General features: G+C 62.3%; 17 protein-coding genes. 10 read left to right on the top strand and 7 right to left on the bottom strand.

The window, feature by feature from the left end:
• Nucleotide 1: 1 nt before the first annotated feature.
• Nucleotides 2-895, bottom strand: coding sequence for a DNA replication terminus site-binding protein (locus C2U40_RS06360; RefSeq protein ID WP_024944810.1), 894 nt, complete (start codon nucleotides 893-895; stop codon nucleotides 2-4).
• Between the two features lie 521 nt (nucleotides 896-1,416).
• On the opposite strand from C2U40_RS06360, the gene C2U40_RS06365 reads away from it, so the two are divergent.
• The 7 genes from C2U40_RS06365 (at nucleotide 1,417) to C2U40_RS06395 (ending at nucleotide 7,221) form a co-directional block, all read left to right on the top strand.
• Nucleotides 1,417-1,626 carry a DUF1127 domain-containing protein gene (locus C2U40_RS06365; RefSeq protein WP_011706670.1) on the top strand — a complete coding sequence of 70 codons (210 nt, stop codon included), beginning with the start codon at nucleotides 1,417-1,419 and terminating at the stop codon, nucleotides 1,624-1,626.
• Between the two features lie 275 nt (nucleotides 1,627-1,901).
• Complete coding sequence (gene astE, locus C2U40_RS06370; RefSeq protein WP_024944811.1) at nucleotides 1,902-2,927, top strand: succinylglutamate desuccinylase; 1,026 nt, start codon at nucleotides 1,902-1,904, stop codon at nucleotides 2,925-2,927.
• A 281-nt stretch (nucleotides 2,928-3,208) separates the two neighbouring features.
• Nucleotides 3,209-4,300: a pyruvate dehydrogenase (acetyl-transferring) E1 component subunit alpha gene (gene pdhA / locus C2U40_RS06375; RefSeq protein WP_024944812.1), complete on the top strand. Its 1,092-nt coding sequence runs from the start codon at nucleotides 3,209-3,211 to the stop codon at nucleotides 4,298-4,300.
• The gene (locus C2U40_RS06380) at nucleotides 4,297-5,283 is read left to right on the top strand and encodes an alpha-ketoacid dehydrogenase subunit beta (protein WP_024944813.1); all 987 of its coding nucleotides are present in this window, start codon (nucleotides 4,297-4,299) and stop codon (nucleotides 5,281-5,283) included. The genes pdhA and C2U40_RS06380 overlap by 4 nt, the downstream gene beginning before the upstream one ends.
• The gene (locus tag C2U40_RS06385) at nucleotides 5,280-6,380 is read left to right on the top strand and encodes a dihydrolipoamide acetyltransferase family protein (protein ID WP_024944814.1); all 1,101 of its coding nucleotides are present in this window, start codon (nucleotides 5,280-5,282) and stop codon (nucleotides 6,378-6,380) included. The genes C2U40_RS06380 and C2U40_RS06385 overlap by 4 nt, the downstream gene beginning before the upstream one ends.
• Before the next feature lie 204 nt (nucleotides 6,381-6,584).
• On the top strand, nucleotides 6,585-6,794 hold the full coding sequence (locus tag C2U40_RS06390; protein ID WP_005331438.1) for a cold-shock protein: 210 nt from the start codon (nucleotides 6,585-6,587) through the stop codon (nucleotides 6,792-6,794).
• Nucleotides 6,795-6,915: 121 nt separating this feature from the next.
• Complete coding sequence (locus C2U40_RS06395) at nucleotides 6,916-7,221, top strand: hypothetical protein (RefSeq protein WP_024944815.1); 306 nt, start codon at nucleotides 6,916-6,918, stop codon at nucleotides 7,219-7,221.
• Here C2U40_RS06395 and C2U40_RS06400 read toward each other — a convergent pair.
• Nucleotides 7,208-7,456, bottom strand: coding sequence for a TIGR02647 family protein (locus tag C2U40_RS06400; protein ID WP_011706664.1), 249 nt, complete (start codon nucleotides 7,454-7,456; stop codon nucleotides 7,208-7,210). The genes C2U40_RS06395 and C2U40_RS06400 overlap by 14 nt on opposite strands.
• Before the next feature lie 250 nt (nucleotides 7,457-7,706).
• Here C2U40_RS06400 and C2U40_RS06405 point away from each other — a divergent pair, with 250 nt between their 5' ends.
• Nucleotides 7,707-8,264: a hypothetical protein gene (locus C2U40_RS06405; protein ID WP_024944816.1), complete on the top strand. Its 558-nt coding sequence runs from the start codon at nucleotides 7,707-7,709 to the stop codon at nucleotides 8,262-8,264.
• A gap of 93 nt (nucleotides 8,265-8,357) precedes the next feature.
• Nucleotides 8,358-8,750: a DUF2750 domain-containing protein gene (locus tag C2U40_RS06410; protein ID WP_005302792.1), complete on the top strand. Its 393-nt coding sequence runs from the start codon at nucleotides 8,358-8,360 to the stop codon at nucleotides 8,748-8,750.
• A 114-nt stretch (nucleotides 8,751-8,864) separates the two neighbouring features.
• Here C2U40_RS06410 and C2U40_RS06415 read toward each other — a convergent pair whose 3' ends face one another.
• From C2U40_RS06415 to C2U40_RS06435, 5 genes are all read right to left on the bottom strand, one after another.
• Nucleotides 8,865-10,715 (bottom strand): extracellular solute-binding protein, encoded by a 1,851-nt coding sequence (locus C2U40_RS06415; RefSeq protein WP_077095372.1) that lies wholly within the window; start codon nucleotides 10,713-10,715, stop codon nucleotides 8,865-8,867.
• Nucleotides 10,716-10,836: 121 nt separating this feature from the next.
• Entirely contained in the window at nucleotides 10,837-11,730 is an 894-nt protein-coding gene (locus C2U40_RS06420) for an EamA family transporter (protein WP_024944818.1), read from the bottom strand.
• 127 nt (nucleotides 11,731-11,857) lie between these two features.
• The gene (locus tag C2U40_RS06425; protein WP_011706659.1) at nucleotides 11,858-12,604 is read right to left on the bottom strand and encodes a DeoR/GlpR family DNA-binding transcription regulator; all 747 of its coding nucleotides are present in this window, start codon (nucleotides 12,602-12,604) and stop codon (nucleotides 11,858-11,860) included.
• A 92-nt stretch (nucleotides 12,605-12,696) separates the two neighbouring features.
• On the bottom strand, nucleotides 12,697-15,129 hold the full coding sequence (locus tag C2U40_RS06430) for a formate C-acetyltransferase/glycerol dehydratase family glycyl radical enzyme (RefSeq protein ID WP_024944819.1): 2,433 nt from the start codon (nucleotides 15,127-15,129) through the stop codon (nucleotides 12,697-12,699).
• A 74-nt stretch (nucleotides 15,130-15,203) separates the two neighbouring features.
• Nucleotides 15,204-16,100, bottom strand: coding sequence for a glycyl-radical enzyme activating protein (locus tag C2U40_RS06435; protein WP_024944820.1), 897 nt, complete (start codon nucleotides 16,098-16,100; stop codon nucleotides 15,204-15,206).
• 128 nt (nucleotides 16,101-16,228) lie between these two features.
• Between C2U40_RS06435 and fsa the strand changes: the two genes are divergently transcribed.
• Complete coding sequence (gene fsa, locus C2U40_RS06440) at nucleotides 16,229-16,879, top strand: fructose-6-phosphate aldolase (RefSeq protein WP_024944821.1); 651 nt, start codon at nucleotides 16,229-16,231, stop codon at nucleotides 16,877-16,879.
• Nucleotides 16,880-16,934 lie beyond the last annotated feature (55 nt).

Here is a 16,934-nt window from a genome sequence, read left to right on the forward strand (position 1 = left end):
GTTATCCCTGATAGAGGTAGAGATGCAACCGCTCTATGATGGGCTCGCCGCCAATCTTGCGATCCCGCCGGGCCTGGCGCAGCTTGGGCGGGTAGTGGCCAAGGTGGGTGACGGCGGGCTGGGTGTCCGAGCAGAGCAGCAGGGGCAGGCTCGCCTTGAGCTGCTGCTTGCGAGGCTCCCGGTCCTGCCAGAGCAGGTTGATCATCGGGTGGGTCTTGACCGGCCGGCGGATCCTGAGCTCTGCATCCGCAGGCAGGCGGCGGATGTCGTACACCTCTTGATCCACCATCTTGCTCCACTCCTCGTTGTTCGACAGCGCCGGGATATAGCGGCGGCTGCGCTCCAGCATCTCCAGCACCTGCTCCCGACTGAGCCGACTGATGCTCTGCTTGTCAGCCCAGGTGAAGCCGAGCGAGTGCAGCTCTCCCTCAAGCCAAGTGAGCTTGCGATAGACCTGCAGGGTAATGACTCCTGGCAGGGCCCTGTGCACCAACTCGAACTTCTCATCCCGCCCGCCCGCCTGCTGCACCAGCGCCTTGAAAGCGAGCTTGCACCCGTTGACCTCGTCGATCAGCGGTCGCAGCAGGGGGGCACTGGCGGCAGGAAAGCGCAGCCAGCCCGGCAGGCGGTGGGTGGCCTTGGTGGAGCAACCGGGGCGGGCGCTGTGATCCCGATAGGCGCTGAGGGTCGCGGCCAGTGCGGCCTCCTCGCCCAGATAGCCCACCTCGATCTGCTCGATGGGCTCATGCTCCTGTCCTTGCGGTACGGCGGGCAGGGGATAGACGTGGGCCTCCAGCAACTCAAGCTGTTCCAGCTGCGTGGCCAGGCTGTCCAGCGCCTGTTCAAGTCGCTCCATCTGCTGGCGCAAGGCGGCTGTGGGGGTAAATGTCTCCATCGGCATGTCCTGTATTTGCCCCTGTCAGCCCTGGTGAATGGGCTGATCGTAGGGCAGTGAAAGCACTGTATAAATAACCATATCAGCCTGCGGCATGGGTGCCAAGTGCCTGCGTTCCAGGGGGTTGGAGAGGGACAAAAGATCGGAGTCATTTGAGGGTAAAATCTTTGTATCTAGCTGTTAATAAAGGATCAATAAAAGATCGCTTGGTTAACAACTGAATGTAAAGGCCAGGTTGCCCGCCTTGCTTGTGCCCACAGTGAATGCATAGCCAGTAGAGGAAACTGCATAGTTAGAAGGGATCCATGCAGGAGAATATGCTGCAGGGTATTCTGTACAGACGAAAAGATGATTAAGTTGTTATTAATCAATGCGTTATATTCATGCTCATGACGACATCAACCATTAGTTTTAATAATGTCTGCTATCAAAATTCGTCAATTGAGTCGGCTACCCCCCCTGACTAAGCTTTGCGCAACAAATTCGCACCCCGCGCAGACATTGTAAAGAGGAGCCACATCATGGCCAACATGACTTATACCGAAGCCGGTTACCAGCATTCCAGCCAACTGAATCTGGCTGCTCGCGTCAAAATGACCGTACTGACCTGGCTGGAACGCAGCCGCAGCCGTCGCCAGCTCTCCGAGCTGCCCGAGTACCTGCTCAAGGACATTGGTCTGAACGAAGCCGATCGTTATCAAGAGACCACCAAGCCGTTCTGGCGTGGTTGATCTGCCGGGCAAGGATGCCTCGTTTTACTGCTGACTCACTGTTGCCAGCCAGCGTCGCCATGGCGTGACAGACAGCCCCGTTTGCCTGGGCCCGTTCTCTTCGTTGTACCCGTTCCCCTCTCTCACGGCCTGTAGCCGACCCCTTTTGTTCCCTCGTGATGTTCCTCCCTCCCACACTTGTAACATTACTGTTTGAATTTGTTTAAAAATTGATTTTAAGCCCGAGGGCCTTGCGTATAATCCGGCCAAGCGTTCCTGACAAAAGGGTGAGATGGATGATTCCCCAGCATGACTTTTTGGCCCTGACTCGCCGCCACGAGTGGCAGCTTGAGCCGTTCTCATTTGATCTGCCGGATGGTGCTCGCGCGAGTGTGTGGGATACGGGGGTGCTCTGCCTGGAGCCTGCCAGCGGTGCCGGCGACCTGCCGGGCGGGCGCAAGGATATCGTGCTCTCCTGCGGCATCCACGGCAACGAGACGGCCCCCATCGAGATCTGCAACCAGCTGCTGAGCCGTCTGCTCAGTGGCGAGCTCAGGGCTTGTCACCGGGTGCTGTTTCTGTTCGGCAACCCGGCGGCCATGAACCTGGGCGTGCGCGAAGTGGAGGAGAACATGAACCGGCTCTTCTCCGGCGCCCACAGCAAGGGGGAGGGGCTGTGCAACCAGGAGCGGATCCGCGCCATGCGCCTCGAGCAGTATGTGAGCCGCTTCTTCGCCGACCCGGCCAGACCGCGCTACCACTACGACCTGCACACTGCCATTCGCGGCTCGCGTCACGAGAAATTTGCCGTCTATCCCTTCCCCCACGAGCGGCCCCATTGCAAGGAGCAGGTGCAGTTTCTCGGCGCCTGCGGCGTGCGCACCATTCTGCTCTCCAGCGGCCCCACCACCACCTTCAGCTATTACAGCTCCCACCGCCACGGTGCTCACGCCTTTACGGTGGAGCTGGGCAAGGTGCGCCCGTTTGGCGAGAACGACATGACCCGTTTCATCGAAACCCGGCAGGCGCTGCAGGATCTGGTGACCCGGGACGAGGTGGTGCTGGAGCCCTGGCGGGCGGATGACTTCACCATCTTTGCCATCGATCGGGTGATCAACAAGCGCTCGGAGCAGTTTCGTTTCCTGTTTGCCAGCGATGTGGACAATTTCACCGAATTTCCCCAGGGTTTCGTGCTGGCCGAGGATGGCGAGCTGCGCTACACGGTAGAGAAACCGCGGGAGGCGGTGGTGTTCCCCAACGCCAACGTGGCGATCGGCCAGCGTACCGTGTTGCTGGTGGTGCCGACCCGGCTGTGGGAGTAACCCGGCGCCACTTTTGATGGCAATGGCAGGCTGCCACCGGCATTGCCGGGCGTGCAGCCCTTTTCGGGAGCCTTGAGCGATCCCGCCCCCATCCTGACAGGGAGCCCGATGCAGCTCCCTGTTTCGTTTTCTCTCAGCCGAAAAATCCAGCTTCTTTCTGAAATTAAAGAAGTTTCTACTGGTCCTACCTGGCTAAATCTCATTGCCCTTTGGTTAACAATCTATTTACATTCAAAGGGTCACCTCATGGTGGTGACGTTGACAACGGCAAGGAGCCAGTTATGACCCATGTCGACATCCCTTTCCTTCGTTACCTCGATGAGGAAGGGCGCCCGGTCGCCACACTACCGACCTGGCTGGACAAGGCGATACTGCACACCTTCTACTGCAACATGGTGATGGTGCGCAGCTATGACAAGAAAGCGATCGCGCTGCAGCGAACCGGCAAGCTTGGTACGTTTCCCTCCCACCTGGGCGCCGAGGCGGTCGGGATAGGGGTCGGGCTCGCCATGCAGCCGCAGGATGTCTATGTGCCCTACTACCGGGACATGCCCACCCTCTATGTTCGGGGCGTGCCCATGGAGAAAAACCTGCAGTACTGGGGCGGAGACGAGCGTGGCAGCGTCTTTTACAAGGCGGATGGCGAACTCTCCGAGGACCTGCCCATCTGCGTGCCCATCGCCACCCAGATCACCCATGCCGCCGGCATCGCCGCGGCCTTCAAACTGCGCAATCAGCCCAGGGTCGCCGTGGTGACCATCGGCGATGGCGGCACCTCCAAGGGCGACTTCCTGGAGGGGCTCAACTGTGCCGGTGTCTGGCACCTGCCCATGGTGATGATCATCAACAACAACCAGTGGGCCATCTCGGTGCCACGCAAGCTGCAGTCGAGCGCTCCCACCCTGGCCCAGAAAGGGATAGGGGCCGGTGTGCGCAGCATTCAGGTGGACGGCAACGACGTGGTCGCCGTCTATGAGGCCACCCGCAGCGCCGTCGAGCGCGCCCGCAGCGGCAAGGGACCGACCCTGATCGAGGCGGTCAGCTATCGGCTGGGGGATCACACCACGGCCGACGATGCGACCCGTTATCGGGAAGCGGCCGAGGTGGAAGCCGCCTGGGCCAAGGAGCCAGTCAAGCGGCTGCGCCAGTTCATGTTTGCACAGGGCTGGTGGGACGAGCAGCAGGAGCAGGCATTGCTGGCCGAGGCGGCCCGCGAGGTCGAGCGCGCCGTGGCCGTGTATGAAAACACGGCGGCGCAGGCCCCGGAAACCCTGCTTGACTATCAGTTTGCCGAGTTGCCGAAGGATTACCGCACGCAGCGCCAGCGCATCATCGCCAAGGGCATGCAGCAGCACAGCGGGGAGGAAGCATGAGTGATATGACGTTGCTCGAGGCCGTCAATCTGGCGTTGCATCACGAGATGGAGCGGGACCCGGACGTGGTGGTACTCGGCGAGGATGTGGGGGTCAACGGCGGGGTGTTTCGCGCCACCGTGGGCCTGCGCGACAAGTTCGGCTTCAAGCGGGTGATCGATACCCCGCTGGCCGAGGGGCTGATCGCCGGGGTAGCGGTCGGGATGGCCACCCAGGGGCTCAAGCCGGTGGCTGAATTCCAGTTTCAGGGCTTCATCTTCCCGGGTATGGAGCAGATCATCTGCCAGGCGGCGCGGATGCGCAACCGCACCCGGGGCCGCATCACCTGCCCCATCGTTTACCGCTCCCCCTACGGCGCCGGCATTCACTCCCCCGAACACCACAGCGAGAGCGTGGAAGCCCTGTTCGCCCACATTCCCGGGCTGCGGGTGGTGATACCCTCCAGCCCGAAACGGGCCTATGGTCTGCTGTTGTCGGCCATTCGCGACCCGGATCCCGTGATGTTCTTCGAGCCAGACCGCATCTATCGCTCGATGAAATCCGACGTGGTGGATGACGGCATCGGGTTGCCGCTGGATGTCTGCTTTACCCTGCGTCCCGGCCGCGACCTCACGGTCGTCGCCTGGGGAGCCTGCATCCAGGAGGTGATGCGGGCCGCGACCCTGCTGGCGGAGCAGGACATTCAGTGCGAAGTGCTGGATCTCGCCACCATCAAGCCGCTGGACATGGAGAGCATCCTGGCATCGGTACGCAAGACCGGTCGCCTGCTGGTGGTACACGAGGCGTGCGGCAGTTTCGGGGTCGGCGCCGAGATCGTGGCGCGGGTCACCGAGGAGGCGCTGACTTCCCTCAAGGCACCGCCCAGACGGCTCACCGGGGTGGACGCCGCCGTCCCCTATTACCGCAACGAAGAGTATTACCTCATCACCGAGCAGGACATTGCCGATGCGGCTCATCAGCTGATGGAGAACCAGTGGCTATGAAATTTTTCAAATTACCGGATCTGGGTGAAGGCTTGGCCGAAGCCGAGATCGTCGAATGGAAGGTCAGCGCCGGCGACACCGTGAGCGTCGATCAGGTGTTGTTGTCAGTAGAGACGGCCAAGGCGCTGGTGGATGTACCTTCGCCAGTGGCGGGGGTCATCGCCAGGTTGTGTGGTGCCGAGGGGGACATCCTTCACATCGGCGCTCCGCTGGTGGAGTTTGAAGGCGGTGAGGATGACGGCACCGTTGTGGGCAAGGTCAATGCCCATCAGCAGCACATCGAGGATCACTTCGTAGTAGGGGCCATCGCTCCCGGCGGTGCCTTGGTGCAGGCCATGCCGGCTGTACGCCTGCTGGCCCAGAAACTGGGGCTGGATATCGAGCGGCTCAAGGGGAGCGGCAGTGCCGGCATGGTGACCGAACAGGATGTGCAGCAAGCATTCGAGGCCCAGCAGAGCAGTGGCAACGAGTTCCTCAAGGGCTCGCGCCGGGCCATGGCCAAGGCGATGGAGCTGTCCCACAAAACGGTAGTGCCGGTCAGCATCACCGATGAGGTGGACTTGCGTCACTGGCGCCCCGATGAAGACGTCACGGTGCGCCTTATCAAGGCCATCGGTGTGGCTTGTCGGGCGGAACCCTCCATGAATGCCTGGTTTGACGGTGACACCCTGTCAAGACGGCTGTTCAGAGAGGTCAACGTGGCCATTGCGGTGGATTCCAAACATGGGCTCTACGTGCCGGTAATGGAAAACGTGGCCGAACGGGAAGGGGCCGATCTACGGCAGGGACTGGATCGAATGATTGCCGACGTGAAGGCGCGCGCGGTGCCGCGCGAGATGTTGCAGGGGGCGACCATCACCCTCACCAACTTCGGCGCCATCGCGGGGCGCTATGCCAGCCCGATCGTGACGCCGCCTCAGGTGGCCATCATAGGGGCGGGCAAATTGTTTGAGAAAGTCGTGTTCATCCACGGGGAGGCACGCCCGGTCAGAGCACTGCCGTTGTCGATGACATTCGACCACAGAGCCTGCACCGGCGGTGAGGCGGCACGCTTCCTCAAGGCCCTGGTACAGGCGCTGGAAGCCCCCTCATTGTGACATTTGTGCCCTGCCGTGGCAGGGCACAAATTGTTTGCGTAATCCCCAAAGCCACGTATAATCTAAACCAGCTTGAAAGGGCGATAGTTATGTCAATGAATATGATGTTTTACATCTTTTCCTGTTGTTCATAAGTTAATCCCGTTTTTTGAGCTTTATCCGCTGAAAAGCATAAGTAATTATTTTGAATACAGGTTTAAAGATATGTCTAACATGATCACCGGTACCGTTAAGTTTTTCAACGAAACCAAAGGTTTTGGCTTCATCCAGCAAGAAAACGGCCCGGACGTTTTCGTTCACTTCAGCGCTATCAGCGGTAACGGCTTCCGTACCCTGGCTGAAGGTCAGCGCGTACAGTTCTCTGTGACTCAAGGTCAGAAAGGCCCGCAGGCTGAGAACGTAACTGCTCTGTAATTCTTACAGAATTTAAGAAAGCCGTGGTGCCTCTGGTTCCGCGGCTTTTTGTTTATGGACGCTTCACTCCCATCTGTGGGGAGTGAATGGTGCTACTTCCTACTCTCTCGTTGCCTCCACCATGCTGCCATCTCTTCTGCTTGCCGCCACGCTGATCACTTCTGCCGATGTACAGGGGCGGGATGCTGTCGAGGCCGAGGCAAAAGCCGTATGCCAGCAGTTTGTCGAGGTGCGCGTGGACGGCGGCTCCCTGCCCGACGAGATCAAGGCTCAACCATTGCCAAAACGGGTGGGGGAGTGGATGGTCGATGGCAAAGTAAAAGGACCCGAAGGTCCTTTGCTGTTTGCCTGTTTGCTGCGTCAGGGGAAACGCTGGGAGCTGCTCAACTTTTCGCTGTGGGCTCCCAAAGCAATCAAAGCGGTTTGAGTGCGACCAGCAGGTGCTGCAGGTGCTCGACCATGGTCATGCCGAATGGCGTCAGATAGCCACCATCTTCCGCGCTGATGAGCCCCTGCTGATGCAGGCGTGATGCTGCCTGGCAGAGTTCGTCGGACATGTCGCTGCGCAACTTGATCCCCAGGCTCATGTTGGCCGGATCAAAACATGCCAGTATTTTCAAATCGTTTACAAACTCGTTAGAAACCTGGTCGATCCCGATCATGAATGCACTCCTTACGCTAAAGATGTATGCAAACTAGCATTCCCGGATCCACTTTAGTGGGCGCTGGCTCAAACTATTGGGCTTTCTCCTTTCCATGCGTGCTCAAACGCTGCTTTTTTGGCCGTCCTGCCAGTGCTTGCAGGAGGCGTAGTTGAGTCCGCCCCTGCCATGCCAAACATGATAGGATAGGTGCCTCCTTTGTCTTTCTGGCCGAACGCTGTGTATCGGCCTCCGGTTCAAGGCGTATTCCATGGTCAAGATCACACTGGTATCACTGCTGCACACTCTGGGGACGCGTTTCCCCGTCTATCCCGCCTCCCTGTTGTTGCCCCTGCTCGAGCAGCATCAGGGCGATGTCTGGCTGCCAGCCTGCAAGGGAGCGGATGTCGCTGCCCTGCGTCAGCATGGCAAGGGGGCCGCCGCCCGGACCCTGGCCCCGCTGACGGCGGCCTGGTGTGATTTTGCCACCGGTGAAGAGGGGGCGACGCCCGAGCTGGATGCGCTGGCCAATTACGACAGCGAAATGATGGACAATTTGCTGATGTACTGGCACAGCCCGGCCAAGATCAACAGCCCGATCACCGACAACCTGTTCGAGTTGCGCCGCGAGGTGGTGGATGAGGCCCATGGCGGCAAGCTGGCCGCCGCCTGGCAAGCGCAACAACAGGCCCGTTTCGAGCAGATCATGGCCGCTGCCCTGGCCGGACGGGAGCCGCTCTGCTTCGTCGAGGTGGAGTCCGCCTACTGGCTGCGCCAGCGTTTCAGCGAGATGGCGGAGATCACCCTGGTGACCCCCGAGCTGGGATGAGATCGCGAAAAATCGGTGACCGATCTCTCATACTGGACAAGGCGCCGGCAAGATGTGAACATGGCGCCCTTTATTGCACAAGAGACTTGACCGATGAGCTATGAACTGAGCGACACCGAGCGCAATGCAGCGCTGCAACTGAACGCGGACTACCGCTTTGATCACTTCATCAGCAAGCTGGTCGAGCACGAAGAGCTGTTCGTTCTGACCGACGAGCACGGCGTCATGATGCTGACCACCGACGATGAAGACTGCATCCCGGTATGGCCGCATCCGGAATACGCCAAGGCGTGGGCCGAAGGGGAGTGGGCCGACTGCAAGCCGCAGTCCATCACCCTCAAGGTGTGGCTGGAGCGCTGGATCGACGGCATGGAGCAGGATGAGTTGTGCGTTGCCGTGTTCCCGACCCCGGATCAGGAAGGTATCGTGCTGGAGCCGGCCGACGTGGCCGACGCTATCGCCCAGAAGCAGGCCAAGCGCGGTTAATCGCTGCTGCTTCCAGCTGGCAACCCCGGTAGCAAAAAAGACCCCGCCACTGTGCGGGGTCTTTTTGTTGGTGGCCTAGGCCAACCTTGGCAAAGAGGCAGGCTGCGCAGGCCCCTATTTCTGCTGATAGGTGGTATCAATCCGGGTGACGGCCGGAAAGGTCTGATCCGCCTCGATGGCGGCCTGGGTCTGCGTCTTGGCCTCTTCATCAATCCAGAACAGGCCACCGTAGCTGTAGCCGCTGTTGCTGCCGTCCAGCGGCCAGTAGAGCACCTCGCTCTTGGGCGTCGCCGGCAGCTTGGGCAGTTTTATCCAGCGCCAGGCCCCTTCCCGGGTGTAGGGCACCTGGTAGGCGGGCACGAAGCTGGCCAGCTCATAGAGCCTCTGCTGGATCTGGCGCGACAGCGCCGTTTTTTTGGCGAAGTCGAACTCCTTGTCGTACTGCTCCACCAGGGCCGTGATGGCGTCATCATCGATGTTCATGATGTTGTTGGTCTGCGGCTTGTTGGCGTTGATCTTGTGGAAGAACTCCCAATAGGCGGGATAACGGCTGCCTGACCAGGCCATCCAGGCGCTCTGGTGCTTTTTCTCCAGCATCGACTTGAAGCCGGCCGAGGCATCCATCAGGTTGAGCTCGAGGTTGAGCCCCGCCTTCTTGGCCTCTTCGCGCAGCAGGGTGAGGCGCTGGGCGTGCTCCGCCGTGGTGTAGGTGATGGTCAGAGTCAGCGGCTGGCCCTGGCTGTTTTGCAGGGTACCGTCGGGACCGGGCTTGGTGAAGCCGGCCTTGGCGAAGTAGTGGCGCGCCAGCTCGGGATCAAACGGGCGGGCCTTGAGCTCCGTATTGGTGAATTCCCCCTGGCCGGAGCCATAGCTGTTGAGGCGCTGGTAATCTCCCCGTAGCAGGGTGGTGAGCATCTTGTCGAGATTGAGGGCGTGCTGGATGCCGAGCCGCACATCGAGATTGCGCAGCAGCGGATCGGCGGTGTTGAGATAGAGCCCCGTTGGGGGCTGGGGTGTCTGGTTGTAGAACCAGAGGCGTTCGATATAGCCCTTGGCGAACTCCGGCGTTTTGCTCTTGTCGTGCCACCAGTTGGGCATCACCAGCGGGAAGGTATCGAGCTCGCCGCGCAGGAAGTGCTGCCAGGCGATGTTCTGATCCCTGAGCACCTTGAGCTCGATCCGATCCGGGTTGAAGCGGTGCTGGAAGTAGCGCTCGTCATTGCCCCACCAATCCTTGACCCGCTCGAAGGTGACCGACTTGCCCTTCTTCACCTCGCCAAGCTGATAGGGGCCGGTCACCGGCAGCAGCTTCCAGTTGTACGCCTTGACCCAGTCGGCGGTGATCTTGATGGCGTGGCTGGGGGCCGGGCTGAAGGGCAGGGATTCCAGCAGATCCTGGCGACTCTTGGCACTGCCGCTGGAGATGGCCAGGGTGTGGTCATCAAACTTGGTCACTTCGCTTATCTGGGTGCTGTAGTAGTTGTTGTACCAGGGGTCGTTGATCTCTTTGCTGCGCAGCAGCTTGAGGGTGAACAGCCAGTCATCGGCGGTGACCGGTTGACCGTCCGACCAGCGTGCCTTGGGATTGATGCGCAGATAGAGGGTCTTGTGGTCAGCTCCGAAGGCCCATTCGTTGGCCAGCATCGGCATGGGATTGCCGGTGACGGGATGGGTGCTCAAGAGCGGCAGGTTGGTCTCCCGCATATAGCCGGCGAAGCCGCCGTTGGAGTCCGGGCCGTAGACCCGCAGGGTCAGCGGAAAACTGGTCATGAAGCCGCGAAAGGTACCGCCCCGCTTGGCGGCCGGATCCGCGAAAGCCGGATCCGCGTTGTTGCTCTCCCAGGTCAGATCGGCTGGCAGGGTGGCGCTCCAGCCGTAGTGGCTCAGGCAGAGGGTCAGGGCAATGGCGCTGGTGCGCAGAAGGCGCGGGATGATGCGGGGGCTGGCGGTGAAGGTCGATGGCATGTCCTTGCTCTCCTGATGGCTGCGTCCTGCAGGCCACTGGTGGGTGGCTCCAGCCCCGATGGGGGCTGGCTCATCATGGAAAGTTTCCCCGCCCTGGTCAATGGCGGCGGGCAAATAAGGATCAGGCTGCAGCCTGCGGCTTGAACCAGCGCAGCCGGCCGCCCAGCAGATGCACCACGAATCCCAGCAGCACCAGGGCCGAGCCCAGCCACTGCAAGGGGGTGGGGTGCTCATCCAGCAGCAGGGCCGCTGCCACCATGCCGACGCAGGGCACCAGCAGGGAGAGAGGGGCCACCTGCGCCACCGGGTAGCGCATCAGCAGCCGTCCCCACAGGCCGTAGCCGAGCCAGGTGGCGACAAAGGAGAGATAGAGCACGCACAGGAACCCCTGCCAGCTGATGTTGAGCAGGCTGCTGGCCATCAGCTCGGGCCCCTCGAACAACCAGGAGAGCGCGAAGAAGGGGAGGATGGGCACCAGTCCACCCCAGGCGATAAGGCTCGGCAGCGTGGTCTGGTAGCGCAGCCCGATCTGGCGATTGATGACGTTGCCAAGCCCCCAGCAGGCGGCCGCGCAGAGGGTCAGCACGAAGCCGAGCAGAGTGAGATTGCCTTCGCCATGGGTGGCGATGAGATAGAGGCCGGCCCCCGCCAGCGGCAGGGCCACCCAGTGGTGGGGTTGCCAGCGCTCACCCAGCCAGATCATGGCGAACAGCAGGGTGAACACCACCTGGGATTGCAGCACCAGCGAGGCCATGCCCGCCGGCATGCCAAACTTCATGGCGCAAAACAGAAAGGAGAACTGCCCCAGACTGATGGCTCCGCCATAGGCCAGCAGCCAGCGCCACGGCATGGCGGGTCTGGGGACCAGCAAGATGGCGGGAAAGACCACCCCGACGAAGCGCAGCGCCCCCAGCAGCAGCGGGGGAATCCCCTCCAGCCCCCACTTGATGGCGACGAAGTTGAGCCCCCAGCAGAGGATGACCAGAGCAGCCAGAAATTTGTCCTTGGTGTGCATGCAGCGTCCTTCGGTCTGTGGCCTCTGGCAGGAGAGGCCAAAAGAGGACGAGCATACCCCAGCCTCGGTGGGCGCCGTCAAGCCGCCAGGCGGGGGAGCAACCTGGCAACGGGGGGCAAGGTGCGATTCAGGCGGCGACGCAGTGCACTGTGATGCCGCGTGCGGCCAGGGTGGCCCGCATGGGGGCGGGCAGGGCGTCGTCGGTGACCAGCACGCCGATCTGGCCTGGCGTGCCGAGCGGGCTCGGGTGGATGGCGCCGAACTTGCTGCTGTCGGTGATGACCACATTAGTCACCCCCTTGGCCAGCACGCTGTTGACCACGTCGGCCCGCATCATGTCGCGGCCGGTGAAGCCCATCTCGGGATGAAAACCGTCTACCCCGATGAAGGCCTTTGAGAAGTGTACCTGCTCGATGCACAGCCGGGTCAGTGGCCCCACCACGCTCTCGCTCTGATGCTGGAACAGGCCGCCGAGCAGCACTACCTGAGCCTGGGTGTCGCGCAGCAGGTGGGCGATGTAGCTGCTGATGGTGATGATGGTGACCCGCTTGTGCAGGGCCAGATGACGGGCCAGCAGGGCGTTGGCGCTGCCTCCTTCGATAAAGACCGTCTCGCCATCCTCTACCAGCTGGGCGGCTCGCTCGGCGAGGCGCTCCTTGAGCAGGTAATTGATGTTCATCCGGGCGTCGGGATCGTCGCTCTCCAGCGCCATGGCCGAGCCGTGCACCCGCTTGAGCAGCCCCTGTTTTTCGAGCGCGGTCAGGTCGTTGCGCACCGTCACCTCCGATACCCCGGTACGTTGGGAGAGCTCGCTCACGCTCATCTTGCGGGCCTGATGGACCAGGGTGAGGATCAGTTGGTGGCGTGGGTTCATGGGGCCTCGCTGGCTGGCAGTGGATAGCGGCAAGCCACCGCGCGGGTGGCTTGCCGGTCATAAAGGGGCACAGCTGCCCCTGGTGGGGCCCGTCAGAGACTGTGCTCGGTGCGGGCGATGATATCATCTTGCGCATCGGGGGATAAGGCGGTGAAGAAGGCCGAATAGCCCGCCACCCGCACCACCAGATCCCGATACTGGTCGGGATGGGCCTTGGCGGCCAGCAGGGTTTCCCGCGAGACGATGTTGTACTGCACGTGCCACCCCTTGTGCACCTCGAAGAAGGTGCGCAGCAGGCTCATCAGCTTGGTCTTGTCCCGCTCGTTTTCAAGGCTGGCCGGGCTCAGCTTCTGGTTGAGCAGCACGCCGCCGAGGATGGCCGCCGTGGGCAGCTTGCCGAGCGAGTTGAACACAGCCGTGGGGCCGAGGCGATCCGAGCCTGACGCTGGGCTGGCCCCTTCCGCCAGCGGGGTGCGGGCGTGGCGGCCATCCGGGGTGGCCATGGTGGCCGCCCCAAACGGCACGTTGGCCGAGATGGAGGAGGTGCCCGCATAGTAGGTGCCGCCGATGGGGCCACGGCCGAAGCGGGTGTTGTGCAGCCCCTTGAGCTCGTCGATGTAGCTCTGGTAGGCCTGCACCAGCAGCAGGTCGACCTCGTCCAGATCGTTGCCGTATTTGGGGGCCGCGTGGGTGAGGCGCTGGCGCAGCTGTTCGCCCTCGAGCCCGGCAAAATCCTGCTCGAGCGCTTCGGCCAGCTCGCGCTGATCCACCACGCCCTGCTCGAACACCAGTTTCTTCAGCGCCGCCAGGCTGTTGCCCAGGTTGGCGATCCCCACCTGCAGGCCGGAGACCCAGTCATAGACGGCGCCCCCCTGCTTGATGGTCTTGCCGCGTTCGATGCAGTCATCCACCAGGGCGCTGCAGAGGATGTCGTGGGCCTGGGCCTCCAGCACGCTGTCGACCACGCAGTCGATCTCGATGGATTTGCGGGTGAAGTAGCGCACCTGCTCATCCCAGCGGGCCATCACCTCGTCGAAGTGGCCGAACGAGCCTTGCCGCAGTGACTGGGGCTGGGGCAGGAAGACCTTGCCGGTGGTGGCGTCACGGCCGCCATCCAGCGCCGCCAGCAGGATGCGGGCGAAGTTGATGAAGCTCATGCCGGTGCAGCGATAGCCCCACTTGCCGGGCACCGCGGTTTCGATGCAGCCGATGGCGGCGTAGTGGTGGGCATCCTCCTCGCTCACCCCGAGCTTGATGAACTCGGGGATCACCACCTCGTCGTTGTTGAAGGCGGGCATGCCGAAGCCGCAGCGGATCACCTGGATGCAGGCGTCGAGGAAATCCTCGCTCATTCGTGCGTGGTAGCGCACCGAGAGGTTGGGCTGGGTCGAGCGCAGCTGGCCGCAGGACTCCAGAATCGCGTAGGAGAGGCCGTTGACCGCGTCATGGGCCTTGCCATCCCGCCAGTTCTGGCCGCCGATGGTGACGTTTTGATAGAGCGGGCTGCCGGCGGAGGCCTTGGAGTGGGTGCCGGAGCGGATCTTGTTTACCTCCAGCAACTTGAGCCAGCACCCTTGCAGCAGCTCGATGGCGCGTGTGCGCGGCAGGGATTCCGACAGCTCTACTTCGCGGCGATACCAGGGATAGAGGTATTGGTCCATCCGGCCAAACGACACCGAGTGGCCGTTGGACTCGATCTGCAGGATGAGCTGAATGAAGTAGCAGAGCTGCAGCGCCTGCCAGAAGGTCTCGGGGGGCCGGTGGGCGATGTGAGCGCAGTTGAGGGCTATGGTCTCAAGCTCGCAGCGGCGCTCTGGGCGCGGCTCCTGCTGCGCCAGTTCGCGGGCCAGTGCGGCGTAACGCTCGATGTGCTGGCTGACGGCATCGAAGGTGATGGCGACGGCCTGCAGGAACTGCTCGCGCTGCAGATCGGCCCAGTCCGCCAGATCGAGCCGGCCGCGCCGCTCGGCCACCTTGGCCTTGAGGCCGTCGAGGCCGAGGGCAAGCAGTTGCTCGTAATTGACCGCGAGGTGGGCATCCCCCGAGGTCATGTTGCCCTCGGCCTTGATGATGCCGCTCTCCAGCAGCCCCTTCTGCTCGTCGGTAAAGAGGCCGTAGCAGCGATCCTGCACCGTCTGGCCACGCCAGAAGGGGGTGAGGGCGTGAATGGCCAGCTTGTCTGCCTCGCTCACCGCAAAGCCGGCGCCGGGGCGGTCGGCCAGCTCGTCGATCTCCTTCTCGATCCAGCCCACCGTGTATTCGGGAAAGAGCGGCGCCGCCCGCACCTGACTCGCCTGGTTGCCGACGATGAGCTCGTCGTGCTTGATCCAGATGGTGCGCTCCTTGAGGTGGTGGGCCAGCGCCAGGGCGCGGCGCACCGGCAGCGGCCGGGCCAGATGGGCCTGATAGGCTTGCGTGTAGTGGCGGGCGCGCTCGGTGCAGACCGGCGGTTGGACGATGTGGATCAGGCTCTCCTTGTGGGCACGGATCCGCGGGGGCAGGGTAGTGAGGTCGAGCTGGGTCATGGTCTTATCCTCTGGTCATAGGACGGTGAGTTGACGGTAAATGGTCGGTCAGTGGCGGATGTCATGGGGTGTTGCTAGCCCCGGGTGAGCGGGGTCAGCCCCTGCGCACGGGCACACTCATGGGCAAAGGCGAGCAGTGCCGGGTCATCGAGTGGCTGCAGGGGCGCCTGATAGGGTTGGTCGAGCAGGGCGTATTTGCCTGCGCCCAGGGTGTGGTAGGGGAGAAAGTGGATCTCCTGCACTGTGCCAAGAGTGGCGGCAGCTTGGGTAATGGCCTCGATGGAGGCGCGGTCGGCATTGAAGCCGGGGATGAGCGGCACCCGGATCTGCATGGCCACGCCGCGCTCGGCCAGACGCTTGAGGTTGGCCAGGGGCAGGGCGACCTTGCCGCGGGTCCAGTCGAAGAAGCGCTCCTCATCCACATGCTTGAGATCAGCCAGCAGCAGGTCGAGGTGGGGGAGGCTAGGTTCAATCTGGTGCCAAGGCACGTGCAGGCAGCTTTCTACCGCGGTATGCAGTCCCTCGGCCTTGCAGCGGGCCAGCAGGCTGGCGGCAAATTCGGGCTGCATGAAGGGCTCGCCGCCGGAGAGGGTGACCCCGCCGCCGCTGCGCTCGAAGAAGGGGCGATCCCGCAGGATGGTGGCCATCAGGGTGTCCAGACTCTCCTCCCGGCCGCACACCTGCAGCGCTTCGCTGGGGCAGAGGCCGCGCAGCCGTTCCACATCCTGATTGCCGAGGGCTGAGCGGGTGAGCTGGACACCCTGGCTGTCACGCAAGATTGCCGGGCAGGCATCGCTGCAGAGCCGGCATCCCTCGATGCATTGGCGCCGGTCGAGTAGTATGTCCGGCTTGGGAGAGCGGCTTTCCGGGTTTTGACACCAGCGACAGGCCAGCGAGCACCCCTTGAGAAACACCAGGGTGCGAATGCCGGGGCCATCGTGAGTTGAATAGCGTTGCAGGTCGAAAATCATACCGCCTCCTTTTGTTTTTGCATTCTATTTTCTTTCGTTCGAAAGTTGATTTGATTTTGATCAAACAATGTGCGGATGTTATCTCGCTAGAATGGCGACAGATTGAACATCCCATTAAGGAGTCAGAGATGGAGCTTTATCTCGATACTGCCGATGTGGCTGCGGTGCGCCGCTGGTCACGGATCCTGCCGCTGGCCGGCGTCACCACCAACCCGTCCATTACCGCGGCAGGCGGTATGCCGCTGACCGAGTTGCTGCCCGCCCTGCGGGAGGTGCTGGGTCCCAAGGCGCGGCTGTTTGCCCAGGTGATGGCCAAAACCGAGACCGAGATGGTGCGCGAGGCATTTGCCCTGCGTGAGCTGGACCGGGACCTGGTGATCAAGATCCCGGTATGTGAAGAGGGGCTGGCGGCCATCAAGACCCTGACGGCCAACGGGGTACCGACCCTGGGCACGGCGGTCTATACCCCGCTGCAGGGCTGGCTGGCGGCGGTGGCGGGGGCGGAATACGTGGCGCCCTACGTCAACCGGCTGGATGCCCAGGGGGGCGATGGCATCGCCACCGTACAGGAGCTGCAACAGCTGCTGGCGCTGCATGCGCCGCACAGCAAGGTGCTGGCGGCATCGTTCCGCACTCCGCGCCAGGCGCTTGACTGCCTGCTGGCGGGTTGCCAGTCCATCACATTACCGCTCGACGTGGCCGAACAGTTGCTGCGGGTGCCGGCGGTGGATGCGGCGCTGGCGAAGTTTGACGAGGATTGGCAGCGGGCGTTTGCCTGAGGCTGCTTGAAGGCAGGATGAAGGGGCGACAGGCGGGCTAAGCTAGAAGAGAGGG

The organism is Aeromonas sp. ASNIH4, assembly GCF_002934425.1.
In the GTDB taxonomy this organism is placed as follows: domain Bacteria; phylum Pseudomonadota; class Gammaproteobacteria; order Enterobacterales; family Aeromonadaceae; genus Aeromonas; species Aeromonas hydrophila.

Coding starts and splice junctions, on each gene's coding strand:
- C2U40_RS06420 (WP_024944818.1), bottom strand. CDS start 11,730: ATGCACACCAAGGACAAATTTCTGGCTGCTCTGGTCATCCTCTGCTGG.
- C2U40_RS06405 (WP_024944816.1), top strand. CDS start 7,707: ATGGTCAAGATCACACTGGTATCACTGCTGCACACTCTGGGGACGCGT.
- C2U40_RS06425 (WP_011706659.1), bottom strand. CDS start 12,604: ATGAACCCACGCCACCAACTGATCCTCACCCTGGTCCATCAGGCCCGC.
- C2U40_RS06360 (WP_024944810.1), bottom strand. CDS start 895: ATGGAGACATTTACCCCCACAGCCGCCTTGCGCCAGCAGATGGAGCGA.
- astE (WP_024944811.1), top strand. CDS start 1,902: ATGATTCCCCAGCATGACTTTTTGGCCCTGACTCGCCGCCACGAGTGG.
- C2U40_RS06385 (WP_024944814.1), top strand. CDS start 5,280: ATGAAATTTTTCAAATTACCGGATCTGGGTGAAGGCTTGGCCGAAGCC.
- C2U40_RS06410 (WP_005302792.1), top strand. CDS start 8,358: ATGAGCTATGAACTGAGCGACACCGAGCGCAATGCAGCGCTGCAACTG.
- fsa (WP_024944821.1), top strand. CDS start 16,229: ATGGAGCTTTATCTCGATACTGCCGATGTGGCTGCGGTGCGCCGCTGG.
- C2U40_RS06365 (WP_011706670.1), top strand. CDS start 1,417: ATGGCCAACATGACTTATACCGAAGCCGGTTACCAGCATTCCAGCCAA.
- C2U40_RS06395 (WP_024944815.1), top strand. CDS start 6,916: ATGCTGCCATCTCTTCTGCTTGCCGCCACGCTGATCACTTCTGCCGAT.
- C2U40_RS06415 (WP_077095372.1), bottom strand. CDS start 10,715: ATGCCATCGACCTTCACCGCCAGCCCCCGCATCATCCCGCGCCTTCTG.
- C2U40_RS06435 (WP_024944820.1), bottom strand. CDS start 16,100: ATGATTTTCGACCTGCAACGCTATTCAACTCACGATGGCCCCGGCATT.
- C2U40_RS06430 (WP_024944819.1), bottom strand. CDS start 15,129: ATGACCCAGCTCGACCTCACTACCCTGCCCCCGCGGATCCGTGCCCAC.
- C2U40_RS06390 (WP_005331438.1), top strand. CDS start 6,585: ATGTCTAACATGATCACCGGTACCGTTAAGTTTTTCAACGAAACCAAA.
- C2U40_RS06380 (WP_024944813.1), top strand. CDS start 4,297: ATGAGTGATATGACGTTGCTCGAGGCCGTCAATCTGGCGTTGCATCAC.
- C2U40_RS06400 (WP_011706664.1), bottom strand. CDS start 7,456: ATGATCGGGATCGACCAGGTTTCTAACGAGTTTGTAAACGATTTGAAA.
- pdhA (WP_024944812.1), top strand. CDS start 3,209: ATGACCCATGTCGACATCCCTTTCCTTCGTTACCTCGATGAGGAAGGG.